Below are 12,634 nucleotides of genomic sequence, written 5' to 3' on the forward strand. Positions count from 1 at the left end.
AACCGCAGCTTACCATTGAAGCTGCGGTTATTTTGTCTTTCATTGAACAATCCCGTCTCAAGAGAACTTAAGTTGTAATTACTTAAATCAATTATATGTTAATCAGTATGTTGTTTTGGGTGTGAAACTGCCAATCCCTTTTAATTCAAAGTCAAAGAAATTAAGAATAATTTGATTTTGAGTTTCAATACAGTAATATTTATCAATATCTGCTTTTCCACCTTGCAGCATATTTGCAAGTATAGGAGAGAAAAGTGGTAAGTCAGTCAGACTTAAATGTTTAGCACCTTGGAAATGAACGGTATATACCTCTGAAAAAGTTTTATCAGCCGCTTTATTTGCCGCATAAGTAGAGCTGTTATCTAGCTGTATCCAAACATCATCAGAGTAGAGATTAAGAAGTGGAGTCGAGTAGGTGTTACCTTTGACAACTAGATCATTAGTCTCTTTATCATAAATAAGCTCACTAAACATCGGACCATCAATGTTGACAACGGCATCTATATCATCACGCTCTCTGCCTAGCCAAACACTAGCTGCACCTCCCATTGAGTGCCCGAAAACGCCTATTTTATCTGTATTGATAAGCTGATAAATGGGATCATTATCACTTTTAGAATTATTGAGTATCATATCAATTACAAAATTCATATCGTCTGTTCGCAGCTTCATCCATTTTTGAAAGAGCACATAGGCTTGCTCAATTGTGTAAATGCCATCTTTGTTGGCATTGCTGACTTCCTGATAAAATTCTGTATTGATGATAGAAGTCTTTCCATCTTCTGAAGCGGTATAAAAGGAATGATAGGGATGGTCAATCGAAACTACTACATAACCGTGGCTTGCAAGCTCCGTATAGGTGGATGCATTGCTAGATCTTATACCGTATGCCCCATGTGAGAACACTAAAAGTGGGTATGTGTCATCTGCATTTTTGGGATACCAAAATTCCACATTAACATGTCTGTTTTCCCCCGTGTTGATAAATTCCTCAATGCGGTTTTTGTCTGTGTAGGTGTAAGTAGCGGTTGTCACTTCATATTCACCTGTAACTTTTGGTGATTGATACTGCGGAAAAACAAGTGCAGGAGCAAGTGCAATTATGAACAAAAATATCATAATAATTGCTTTTCTGACGATATGAGAGACTTTGTATTTTTTGGTGTTTACTTTGTTCCTGATAAGCGAAAACGCTCCGTTTACCGCTAGTATGAATAGCAGTACTGCAAGCAATATCCAGCGGAAACTCCAACTAATAACTGATAAAAGGGCGAGAACTGTAAATGTAATAAATATAGCAATTCTAGCCCAGTTTCTTAATCTAAGATGGTATTGCTTCGTTACAATGCAATATAATGCAAGAGTAATTTCCATCATCAAAGCAATTATAAATAGTAATGTTCCCATAGTAGTAGATTCCTTCCTTTTTCTTATTTTTTATGATGAAGTCATCATAAAAAATAAGAAAAAGGAAGTATATAGATAATCGATAAGTTGTATCTACAGGCAAATAAGTTGCAAAAAAATAGCGGTAAGCTTCAAAGCTTACCGCTATTTTTTGCAGACAAAAGCTGCTTTACTATTTTACTGCATACTCTCAAATGTTTTCTTCTTTAAATTCTTTTAGTTTTTCGTTAATCTTCTGGGCTTCTTTTTTATCATTTTGCCATGACAGTATACGAACGATGGAATAGATTACTGCTATTTCCAATACTAAAATGAGAATGCTTGACGCACTATTCACAACACCAATTACAAGAGCAAGGGAAATCAATAAAATCTCCAAAGCTAAAAAATGAATGATTATTCTTACACGCATATTATTCTCACTTATATCATTAGAAGAATACAAAATAAATCCAGTTAGGGCTCCTACAAGAGAAAAGATCATAATGATATAAATTGAATTCAAATTAAACACCATATTTGGGAAAAAGATTTGTCTCAAAATAGTTATAATAATAATTATTGATCCGAAAATTATAAAGAAAGTTTTAATGATATCCTTTGATAATTCAGTAATATTCACTTTTGTTCCTCCTTTACAATCCGAGCATATTTTTAAGCACGGGCACATACTGCCTTGATACAACAACACGTTCTCCGTTATCAAGTAATGCTTCAAATCTGCCACTTATTGATGGATGAATAACTGAAATCTTAGCTATGTTCAATACAGTTGATTTGGATGCACGAAAAAATTTCCGTTCTTTACATAAATCCTCTAACTCATAAAGCTTTTGTTTGACTTCAAAAACTCTATCGTGGCAGTAAATAAACACCTTTCCGTCAACTGCTTCGAAATAATAGATATCACTAAGTATTATACGATGAATACTGTCATTACTGTATCCAAGCAGAATGTGGCTTTCTGTTTTCAACTTATTTACTATTTCGCATATTGCTCCATCTACTTCATGGCACCTAATGAGGATTTCCTCTTCTTCTTCTTTGCTTATTTCTTCTATTGTAATTTTAATACCCTCACCTACTTCATTAAATAACTAGTGCTTTATTTCATGTAGAGATTACCCAATTGTACTCATTTGTTTGATCAGAAAAGCAGTGACTACTATATAAACAACCACTGCTGTGGGTACGATTATTTTATTTAATAATGGTAAAATTTGTACTACAATGGATAATATCAAAGAAACGTTCTTTTGAAAAGGTATATTCAGATCTGTATACGCATGAGCGTGAGGTAAGACATGTTTTTATCAGGCAATTAAAGCAAATTAGTTTGAAGGCAACTTGGAGAATGTTGTAAGATCAAGTAGAATAGAGTCAATGATGAATTTAAACAATATATAATTATTATTATAGTGATAGATATTTTTAATCCTTAAATATTTTTGAAAAGATTATAATGAATACATATAAAGTGTGTGACTAGGTAGGAAATCGGCTTGTTGTAACTGCTAAGAATGAACGCCTACGTCTTTTTTGAAAATTATAGGGGATAAGGAAGGTTAAAATGAGCGACAGACAGCAAAAAACAGACGTTATCTTAATTGGTGCCGGTGTCATGAGTGCGACTTTGGGATCTTTACTTAAAGAATTAGCACCAGAATGGGAAATTAAAGTATTTGAAAAGCTCTCAGACGCAGGAGAGGAAAGCTCTAACGAATGGAATAATGCGGGAACAGGGCATGCTGCACTGTGCGAGCTTAACTATACCTCCGAAAAATCGGACGGATCAATAGACATTAGCAAAGCTATACAGATTAATGAACAGTTTCAGCTTTCAAGACAGTTTTGGTCTTATCTTGTCAATAAAAATCTGATCCGTAATCCTCAGGAATTTATTATGCCATTACCTCATATGAGTATGGTACAAGGTGAAAAAAATGTATCGTTTTTGAAAAAACGTTATGAAGCGTTATCAGACAATCCACTATTTCAAGGGATGGAATTTTCTGATGACCCGGAAAAATTGATGGAATGGATTCCACTTATTATGGAAGGCCGTACATCGAATGAACCGATAGCAGCAACTAAAATCGACTCTGGCACAGATGTCAACTTTGGTGCGTTAACACGCATGATGTTTGACCACTTGAAGAGTAAAAACGTTCAAATAAATTATAACCATAGTGTTAGTGATCTTAGTCGTACGAGCGACGGATCATGGGAACTGAAAGTGAAAAATCTCAATAGTAATAAAGTCGAACGCCATACTGCAAAATTCGTCTTTATCGGCGGCGGTGGCGGAAGCCTTCCTTTATTACAAAAAACGGGTATTCCAGAATCTAAACATATTGGTGGATTCCCGGTTAGCGGACTATTCATGGTGTGTAATAATCCTGATGTTGTAGCGCTGCATCATGCCAAAGTATACGGGAAAGCTAAAGTTGGTGCTCCGCCAATGTCTGTTCCGCATCTGGATACTAGATTTATTGATAACAAAAAATCATTGCTGTTTGGACCATTTGCTGGCTTTTCACCGAAGTTCTTAAAAACAGGTTCAATGTTCGATCTAATTGGTTCTGTTAAACCGAATAATGTTTTGACGATGCTGGCGGCAGGTGTGAAAGAGATGTCGTTAACTAAATATCTGATCCAGCAAGTGCTATTGTCGAATGAAAAGCGTATGGAAGAATTAAGAGAATTTATCCCTAATGCGAAAAGCGAGGATTGGGGTATCGTAGTTGCAGGTCAACGCGTGCAAGTTATTAAAGATACTGTAGCAGGTGGCAGGGGAACACTTCAGTTTGGTACCGAAGTTGTTAGTGCCTCTGATGGCTCTGTAGCTGCATTGTTAGGTGCTTCTCCAGGTGCTTCTACTGCCGTTCATGTCATGCTAGACTTATTTAATAAATGCTTCCCACAGCATATTAAAGAGTGGGAGCCGAAATTAAAAGAAATGATTCCTTCTTATGGAAAGTCATTAGCGGAAAATCGCGAGCTTTTCAACGAAATTCATACTTCAACAGATAAAGTGCTTAATCTAAGTGCAAAATTACCAAAACGTAGCTAACGGTCATGATGTTAAAAACTATGGAATGCAATAAAATTGATAATTAACAAATAATCAAAGTATGAATGAAGGATTAACCTTATATAGACAAACATAAAGGCATGAACCAAGGAAAAACTTTGGTTCATGCCTTTTGCTTTTTAAGAGTAACGTGCATTTGTTTACATCCGAGCCTACTTAATAGCACCTGCCGTAACGCCTTCTGCAATTTGCTTCTGAAAGATAATGTATAAAATAAGTACAGGAACAATGGAAAGAAATAATCCAGCAAATAGAGGTCCCCACTCCGTTCGATATTGCATTTCTGTTTGCATGACAGCCATACCGACGGGAAGCGTATAAAGATCGGGTTTATTCGTAAATACCGTTCCCATAATATACTCGTTCCAAATCGTTAACCCGTTCATAATAGCTACTGAGATCAATCCTGATTTGGCTAATGGAAGCATGACTGAGAAGAATGTTTTGGAGTAACCGGCACCGTCGATATAGGCAGCTTCTTCTAATTCTCTAGGTAGCATTCTGAAAAAGCTTACTAGTACAAATATTCCAAATGGTAGAGAACTTGCTGAGTAGACAATGATTAGTCCTAGTAGGTTATTAATTAGTCCTAGATCATTTAACAAGAAGAATAGTGGAATTAATCCTAGAATCATTGGAATCATCATAGCTGATAAGTAGAGTGAGTATAGTGTGTTTCCAACTTTAAATGTGAATCTTGCTAAAATATATGCAGACGTTGAAGCTAGAAATAATGAGACGATAACACTGCCTGCTGTAACAATGATAGAGTTCGTGAAAAACCCTCCAAAGCCGTATTTAGTCCATACGTAGCTGAAATTAGACCATAATAACGGGAAATCAGGAAGTGCCCACGGTTTGTCTAACATAAATTGCTGATTGTTTTTTAATGCTCCTAGTAATGTCCAGACTAGCGGATAGACAACGGCTATAGTCCATATAAGTAAGATGAGATAGGTCAATATTCGAGCAAGCGGATGCTGCTTATTGAGTACCATGAAGGGTTCACTCCTTAGGCTAATTCAGTCGTATTTTTACTTAATAATTTTTGAAGTGCCACGGTTGTGATAAGAGATAGTACTAGAATAAGAACGCCAATGGCAGCTGCATATCCCATATGATATTGTCTGAAGCCCATTTGATACAGATAAGAGCCCATAACTTGTGTAGCATTATCTGGACCACCTTCCGTCATAATCCAAACAATAATAAATGAACCATTTAATGTGGTCATCACAATATGTAAAATACTAACCTTCATCTGATCCCAGATGAGAGGTAGTGTCAAACTCCAAAATTGTTGATTTTGCGTTGCGCCATCCAAGTCCGCAGCCTCGTAAAGTTCAGTGGGTATACTTAAAATAGCGGCAATTAACAAAATCATATAAAAACCTATACCAGCCCATATCGATGGCCATAATAATGACCACATAGCTAGGTTCTCAGATCCAAGCCAAGAAATTTGGACCGGAGTCTCGGTAAACAGTGACAAAAAACTGTTAATAAACCCTAAGTTAGGGCTGTAAAGATAACGAAATAAGACGCCAATAACGACAACGGAAATAACATTAGGAATAAAAAATATAACACGAAAAATATTTCTGCCTACAACTTTTAAGCGAGTTACGCTGACAGCGAATATAGTAGCAAGTAGCATAATTCCAATGACTTTACCGACAACTAGAAAGTAGTCATTTTTAATTGCTGTCCATATGATCGGATCAGAGAGTAGGTCGAGGAAATTTTGTATACCTATAAAATCCATATCCTTTGTTCTACCAGACCAATCAAAGAATGAGATTTGGATTCCTTTTATAATTGGATAAAGTGTAAATATACAGAAAAATAAAAATGTAGGTAATAAAAATATCGTTATAAAGCCTGTTCGTTTAAGGCGTGGAGACATGTTGTTCCTCCTTTTGTCATGATATTCGTCTAGATTCAATATCGAATATGAAGCGCACTTGGGAAGTTTGGTACTCTTGTACGATTAACGCACACAAGAGTTTCCGTCATCCACAAGCAGCGCTCCATCTTTTTGATTCAATACTATTTTATTTAAGAGATGAATCTACTTGCGTGCTTTTGCTGCTGCCTCTTCTAGACGAGTCATCCATTCTTCAGGCGTAATCTTGCCAATAGACAATGCTAAAGTAGAATCTTGTTTCACTTTTTCTACGTCTGCATTAAGTATAGTTACAGGAGCAACGACTGTAGTATCAGCATTGAAGAAGTTCATCGCATCTTTAACGACGCCACTTGCAGATGAGTTGCTTAGATCAGCTTTAACGTTCATAATCGCACCAGTTAACTCTGCCCAACGAAGAGCATTTTGTTTCGTGAATGCATATTGAAGGAAAGCTTTAGCTGCTTCAGGATTTTTAGCATCTTTAGCGATAGCAATCGTAGCTGTGTAAGGAATAACGATGTTATTTTCACCAGCTGCTTGAGCAACAGAAGGAATGAATCCGAAGTCAAAGCCTTCAGGGGTATCATTTTTCATCTCATTTTCTAACCATAGACCATTAGGAATGAAGGCAGCTTTATGTTGTAGCCATTGTGCTTGTGACTCTGTATGATTTAATGCTACGGAACCTGGATCGATCAAGCCTTTATCAACTAATTGCATAAATTGTGCTAATGCTTTTTTCACAGCATCGTTAGAGAAGCTACCTTCTTCAAGATTAACCTGACTTGTCAGAATGGAAGTATCGCCACCGTTAGCAGCAACCATTGCTGAATCTATTAGACCACCATTAATGTAATAAGGGTATACACCTGTATGGAGTAGTGCAGGCATGCCAGAAGCTTTAATTTGCTCACTTACAGCAATAAATTCATCCCAGTTCGTCGGTACTGCCCAGTTGTTTTTTGTGAAGAGTGCTTTATCGTAGAACATTCCCCATGAACCGAATACTAGCGGTAAGTTATAATTTTTATCACCGTTAAATACGGACGGTTGTGAAATTAGAATATCTTTAATTTTTTCGCCGTCTACATTGACAGCTGTATCAAGGAAACTAGTTATATCCATTAATTGATCATCAACAACCATCTGACGCTCATTGGAACCAGCGCCATCGATATAGATAACATCGGGTGGATCGTTTGAAATCCAACGAGGTTGCATTTGCTCGTTAATTTTAGGACCTGCGCTTTGAATAATATTCAGATCGGGATTGGCTTTTTTGAAACCCTCGATCACTTCTAGCCACCAAGCATCTCCATATCCGCCTACGAAGTACTGAATCTCAAAATCGCCTTTTAGACCAGTTGTTGTAGCTTCTGGATCCTTGTTAGTATCTGTAGTAGCTGGTTTGTCTGTATTAGTGCCTTTAACGTTGGTGTTGGTAGCGTTGTTACCACAAGCTACTGTTGTTAATAAGATACAAATTACGCTGCATAACAATAATGTTTTCAATTTCATTGTGTTAGCTCCCTTTTTTATAATATTTTCATTTCATCCAAGTTCAAAAAGTTGGCTTTCAGCTTCGATGCCGATTAAGACTCCTGCATTATTTCGTTATCAAAGTCAGCTTTTTGAACAACCTCATCTAGATAAGTAGGTGTACAAGCAAAAAAGGACATAAGTCGTGTAAGCATAATACTACTGCTTACATAACTAATGCCCTCTCGGTTACACGTTATGTGTTCTTATCTATTTGATTGACCATAGCATACATCCACATTTTTACATTGTCAATAAGGAATGTAATTTTTATTATATTAAAGCATAGGATGTATTAATTGACTTTGCAAAAAATTTACAATAAAATGATAATTAGTAGTTAGAAGGCGTGTTACTAGTATACTAGGCATGAGCCGAGAAAGACCAACTGTTCTTTTTGTTGGCTTTTTCGGCTCTTTTTTATAGTATGAGAATAATTATAGGGAAAAGGGACGTTGATTTCCTTTAGGGGGGCTTGGGAGTTGAGTAATGATAGCTTACTTAAAATCGATCGTATTGTAGGTAACAATGTAATCCTCACTTCTCATGCAATCACAAACAAAGAATATGTGCTATTTGGTAAAGGATTAGGGTTTACCTCAAAAGGAAATCAAAGCATTCATATCAACGACCCGCAAATAGAAAGACGATATCGATTGGATGAAGAGCAGCCGAGTAGTCAGTTTCAAGCTCTTATTGAAAATATTGATCCTCAAGTCATCCATATCTCTGAGCAAATTATCGATAAAGTAAAAGATCGGTTAGGAACTCCAGTACAGCCTAAAGTTTATTTCGCACTCCCCAATCATATTCAATTCGTCATTTACCGCTTAAAAAATGAGATGGAGATTATAAATCCATTTTTGTCTGAGACAAGATTAAGTTTTCCTCAAGAATATGAAATTGCTACAGAAGCAGTAGACATGATTAATGCGCATTTTCAATTAGAAATCCCTGAGGATGAAATCGGCTTTTTAACATTACATATTCATACCTGTACAGAAACGGTATCGGTAGGACAATTAGTCAAAGTAAGAGGGCTTCTTAACAAAATTGTTGATTATATTGAAGAAAAAATGGGCTTCAAGCTTCAAAGAACAAGTATGGATTATGTTCGGCTTGTAACACATCTTCGAGGTGCAGTGGAACGTATTATAGAGGGTCAACATATTGTTAATCCGTTTACGACAGAAATTAAAAATTTTCACTCAGATATTTATGAAATCGCAATAGAGTTAGCTGAAATTATAAGTGAAGAATTAGATGTAGTCGTTTCTGAAGATGAAATAGGTTATATAGCCATTCATTTATATCGGTTATTTCAAATTGAATTATTCACTAGATGAGAGAGAGGGATTTCGAATGTTTGCAAAGCGAATAAAAAGAGATTCGGATCTGCTTTCTTATGTTTCGATTACTGCACCTGTTACAGGGAACATGTTTTCTATAGATGAAGTACAAGATGAAGCATTCTCACGTGGATATATGGGAGATGGCGTGGCATTTGATCCAATTGAAGGAACAGTTATGGCACCGATTAGCGGTAGAATATCTTATGTTGTAGAGACGAAGCATGCTATTGTGATCGAACATGCCTCAGGACTACAATTTCTTATTCATATCGGAATAGATACCGTTGATTTACAAGGCGAAGGCTTTGAGGTTTTCGTGAAATATGGAGATCAAGTATCAGTGGGAGAGCTACTTATTACCTTTGATTTGGATCGTATTAAAACTGCAGGATATAAGCCCCATGTACTTGTCGTTGTTATCGGAGAGAAGAATATAGATCATATAGAATGTGATTTTCGTAATGTTGTTATTGCTGAGCCCCATGCATTCCGGGTTGTATTGAGCTAAATCAGAGCGGAGGCATTCGTAATGTTGTTTAGATACTTACAAAGTATTGGAAAGTCATTAATGCTACCGGTGGCAGTATTACCTGCAGCAGCTATTCTATTCCGATTTGGCAACATTGATTATGCGAGTGACTTTCATCTAGGTAGCCTAGGCGTTTGGATAAATACATATATTGCTCCCTTTTTAGATGCAGGTGGTTCTGCGATATTTGATAACTTGCCCCTTATTTTTGCTATTAGTATTGGTATAGGAATTGGCGGAGATGCTGTAGCAGCACTATCCGCTGTCATTGCATTTCTGGTCATGGATTATGTTTTTCAAAATGTGATTATCGTTTTTAGTGAATGGCCGATGTTGAATGATGAAATTGATATGGGAGTCATGGGGGGCATTATTTCGGGCATCATAGCTTCGTATTTCTACAAGCGATTTCACCAAATTCAATTGCCAGAATGGCTAGGTTTTTTTTCTGGCAAGCGCTTTGTTCCGATTGTAACTTCTGTTGCTATGGTGTTTATTGCTATAGGATTAGGTTTAATCTGGGGACCAGTTCAAGCTACATTTAATTCAATAGGACAGAACATTACAGATTTAGGTGGCATAAGTGCTTTTATCTATACGACACTAAATCGTTTACTAATTCCGTTTGGGCTACATCATGTCTTAAATAATATTGCGTGGTTTCAAGTTGGTACATATGTTAATGCAGCTGGACAGGTCTACCAAGGAGATATTGATCGTTTCTTTGGTGGAGACCCAGAAGCAGGATTATATATGACAGGTTTCTTCCCGATTATGATGTTTGCTCTGCCTGCAGCAGCATTAGCTATTGTACATACAGCCAAAAAAGAGAACAAAAAATATATTTCCTCTATATTTATTAGTGCAGCATTAGCCTCATTTCTAACTGGAATTACAGAACCATTAGAGTTTGCCTTTATGTTTACTGCTCCATTACTTTATGCCGCTCATGCTATATTATCGGGGATTAGTGCTTACGTAGTAACGGAGTTAGGAATTAGACATGGCTTTGGCTTCTCAGCAGGTTTTATTGATTATGTGCTTAATTATCCGCTTGCGGAGAAGCCTTTATTAATTATACCGATAGGACTGGCTTTTAGTGTTATTTATTACACGCTATTTCGGTTTATGATTGTACGTTTTAACATCATAACGCCAGGTAGGGAGTCTAACTTAGGAAGCGATAATAGATTACTCCCTGCATTTCCTACAGTATCAGCGACAAAAAATACGAGAAATAAGACATTTACTGAACAGGCTAATAATGTAATAGAGGCTCTTGGTGCCATAACGAATATAGAAAGTATTGATGCTTGTATTACCCGTTTAAGAGTCGTCGTGCATAGAGAGCAAGAAGTTAACGATAAGAGATTGAAAGAGCTAGGTGCCGCTGGAGTCATTCGCCTAGGTAAAGGCTCCATTCAAGTTGTGTTTGGAATGGAAGCTGAAAAGCTTAAAGATTATATTAAAACTAAAATATAGTATATGCTTTCGAGGTGAACTTTTCGTTAACAGAGAAGTTTATTCAGAAGGTAAACAAAAAGTTTTAAGGAGTGCTATAGTTGCAAAAAACATATCAGGTAATGAGTGTGTCAGGCATTCATGCTCGACCTGCGCAAAAAATTGCTGAAGTTGCACAGAGGTATACAGACGATGTTCATCTCGTTAAAGGTGGACAAATGTATAATGCCAAAAGCTTATTAATGATTCTATCTATGGGTGTAAGATATAAGGAAGAAATTACAGTAATGGCTACAGGTGAAGGATCTGAACTGATTATTGACGAGATTGGTTATTTATTATGTAATAAGCAATAAGATGAAGTTCAGTAATATAAAATCAAAGTAACTCATTTATCGAAAGTAATTTAGATCAAAACGGATGCTCCCCTTATGGGAAGCATCCGTTTTGATTTCACTAGACAAATCGAAAACTACAAAATTATTAATTAACTATTAGTGAAAACATAATTACGTCTAAAAAATAATTAGATACACTATGCATTACATATTGCCTTAGGTAACCATCTTGCTCAAAACCAAGTTTTATTAATAACTTGATGGAAGCAATATTACCTGGAATAACTTCAGCTTGAATTCTATGTAAGCTAATGTTTTCCTTACTGAATTCAAGAATGGCATTCAGAGCTTCAGTCATTATACCCTGATTCCATAAACCACTCTGCAAATCATAACCGATGGTAAGAGGAAAACGAGGGAGATCATCAAAGGTGCCTCTTACTGGCATCAATAATACAGTTCCTATAAGACTATTATCATTATGTAAAGAAATACCCCAAGGAATTAGCTTTTTTTCTTCATAAAGTTTATTCCAAGAGTTAAACAATATTGAAGATTCTTCTAAAGAAGAAGGACCGTCCCAATCTGAATATTTATAGACGTTTGGATCTTGGTAATAATGATAAAAGTCTTTTGCATCATTGCTCGTAATTTTTCTAAGAGATAGGTTTTTTGTTTGAATAGATGGGAATGATTCGAAAATGTTTTTCTGGATGTACATTGTTTTCACTCTTTCTAAAACGAAGCTTCAGTATGGATTTTCATTATCGTTAATATAAACGAGTTAAGAGGTATATAACCTCGTACAATTGTTATGCGATGACTTAGTGATTTCGATATCTATTTTAATGGATAAAACATAATGTTTAATTAAAATAAACTTAATTTTTGTGATTTATCATATTGCTGTATTAAATTGTTTGATTCTATTCAACTTGGTGTATAAGGAAGTAGTGGTTCATAATAGGATGCTAAGCTTAGGCGCGACTACCATAGAAGTTACTT

Annotated in this window: 12 protein-coding genes; 5 read left to right on the forward strand and 7 right to left on the reverse strand. The window is 36.1% G+C overall.

Annotated elements, in window-relative coordinates; translation table 11 throughout:
• Nucleotides 1-102: 102 nt before the first annotated feature.
• The 3 genes from NV377_RS15350 to NV377_RS15360 form a co-directional block, all read right to left on the reverse strand.
• Nucleotides 103-1,407: an alpha/beta hydrolase family protein gene (locus NV377_RS15350; RefSeq protein ID WP_258201667.1), complete on the reverse strand. Its 1,305-nt coding sequence runs from the start codon at nucleotides 1,405-1,407 to the stop codon at nucleotides 103-105.
• Between the two features lie 190 nt (nucleotides 1,408-1,597).
• Nucleotides 1,598-2,029, reverse strand: a complete 432-nt coding sequence (locus NV377_RS15355; protein ID WP_258201668.1) for a DUF3021 family protein — start codon at nucleotides 2,027-2,029, stop codon at nucleotides 1,598-1,600.
• 13 nt (nucleotides 2,030-2,042) lie between these two features.
• Nucleotides 2,043-2,381, reverse strand: a complete 339-nt coding sequence (locus tag NV377_RS15360; protein WP_258201669.1) for a LytTR family DNA-binding domain-containing protein — start codon at nucleotides 2,379-2,381, stop codon at nucleotides 2,043-2,045.
• Nucleotides 2,382-2,977: 596 nt separating this feature from the next.
• On the opposite strand from NV377_RS15360, the gene NV377_RS15365 reads away from it, so the two are divergent.
• Complete coding sequence (locus NV377_RS15365) at nucleotides 2,978-4,480, forward strand: malate:quinone oxidoreductase (RefSeq protein ID WP_258201670.1); 1,503 nt, start codon at nucleotides 2,978-2,980, stop codon at nucleotides 4,478-4,480.
• A 173-nt stretch (nucleotides 4,481-4,653) separates the two neighbouring features.
• Here NV377_RS15365 and NV377_RS15370 read toward each other — a convergent pair whose 3' ends face one another.
• The 3 genes from NV377_RS15370 to NV377_RS15380 all read right to left on the reverse strand — a co-directional run bounded on the left by NV377_RS15370 (nucleotide 4,654) and on the right by NV377_RS15380 (nucleotide 7,928).
• Nucleotides 4,654-5,499: a carbohydrate ABC transporter permease gene (locus tag NV377_RS15370; protein ID WP_258201671.1), complete on the reverse strand. Its 846-nt coding sequence runs from the start codon at nucleotides 5,497-5,499 to the stop codon at nucleotides 4,654-4,656.
• Between the two features lie 14 nt (nucleotides 5,500-5,513).
• Nucleotides 5,514-6,407 (reverse strand): carbohydrate ABC transporter permease, encoded by an 894-nt coding sequence (locus tag NV377_RS15375; protein ID WP_258201672.1) that lies wholly within the window; start codon nucleotides 6,405-6,407, stop codon nucleotides 5,514-5,516.
• Nucleotides 6,408-6,572: 165 nt separating this feature from the next.
• A complete protein-coding gene (locus NV377_RS15380) occupies nucleotides 6,573-7,928 on the reverse strand; it encodes an extracellular solute-binding protein (RefSeq protein ID WP_258201673.1) in 1,356 nt (451 codons plus the stop codon).
• A 503-nt stretch (nucleotides 7,929-8,431) separates the two neighbouring features.
• On the opposite strand from NV377_RS15380, the gene NV377_RS15385 reads away from it, so the two are divergent.
• The 4 genes from NV377_RS15385 to NV377_RS15400 all read left to right on the forward strand — a co-directional run bounded on the left by NV377_RS15385 (nucleotide 8,432) and on the right by NV377_RS15400 (nucleotide 11,647).
• Nucleotides 8,432-9,295: a BglG family transcription antiterminator gene (locus NV377_RS15385; protein WP_258201674.1), complete on the forward strand. Its 864-nt coding sequence runs from the start codon at nucleotides 8,432-8,434 to the stop codon at nucleotides 9,293-9,295.
• Between the two features lie 16 nt (nucleotides 9,296-9,311).
• Complete coding sequence (locus tag NV377_RS15390) at nucleotides 9,312-9,809, forward strand: PTS sugar transporter subunit IIA (RefSeq protein ID WP_258201675.1); 498 nt, start codon at nucleotides 9,312-9,314, stop codon at nucleotides 9,807-9,809.
• 24 nt (nucleotides 9,810-9,833) lie between these two features.
• Nucleotides 9,834-11,312, forward strand: coding sequence for a PTS transporter subunit EIIC (locus tag NV377_RS15395; RefSeq protein ID WP_258201874.1), 1,479 nt, complete (start codon nucleotides 9,834-9,836; stop codon nucleotides 11,310-11,312).
• An 80-nt stretch (nucleotides 11,313-11,392) separates the two neighbouring features.
• Nucleotides 11,393-11,647 (forward strand): HPr family phosphocarrier protein, encoded by a 255-nt coding sequence (locus tag NV377_RS15400; RefSeq protein WP_258201676.1) that lies wholly within the window; start codon nucleotides 11,393-11,395, stop codon nucleotides 11,645-11,647.
• A gap of 127 nt (nucleotides 11,648-11,774) precedes the next feature.
• Here the strand turns inward: NV377_RS15400 and NV377_RS15405 are convergent, their stop codons facing one another.
• The gene (locus NV377_RS15405; protein WP_258201677.1) at nucleotides 11,775-12,350 is read right to left on the reverse strand and encodes a GNAT family N-acetyltransferase; all 576 of its coding nucleotides are present in this window, start codon (nucleotides 12,348-12,350) and stop codon (nucleotides 11,775-11,777) included.
• Between the last annotated feature and the right edge of the window lie 284 nt (nucleotides 12,351-12,634).

Source organism: Paenibacillus endoradicis (assembly GCF_024721975.1).

Bases quoted from the DNA above. Each gene is read 5' to 3' on its own strand.
- NV377_RS15350 (WP_258201667.1), bottom strand. From the start codon at position 1,407: ATGGGAACATTACTATTTATAATTGCTTTGATGATGGAAATTACTCTT.
- NV377_RS15365 (WP_258201670.1), top strand. From the start codon at position 2,978: ATGAGCGACAGACAGCAAAAAACAGACGTTATCTTAATTGGTGCCGGT.
- NV377_RS15370 (WP_258201671.1), bottom strand. From the start codon at position 5,499: ATGGTACTCAATAAGCAGCATCCGCTTGCTCGAATATTGACCTATCTC.
- NV377_RS15375 (WP_258201672.1), bottom strand. From the start codon at position 6,407: ATGTCTCCACGCCTTAAACGAACAGGCTTTATAACGATATTTTTATTA.
- NV377_RS15380 (WP_258201673.1), bottom strand. From the start codon at position 7,928: ATGAAATTGAAAACATTATTGTTATGCAGCGTAATTTGTATCTTATTA.
- NV377_RS15390 (WP_258201675.1), top strand. From the start codon at position 9,312: ATGTTTGCAAAGCGAATAAAAAGAGATTCGGATCTGCTTTCTTATGTT.
- NV377_RS15405 (WP_258201677.1), bottom strand. From the start codon at position 12,350: ATGTACATCCAGAAAAACATTTTCGAATCATTCCCATCTATTCAAACA.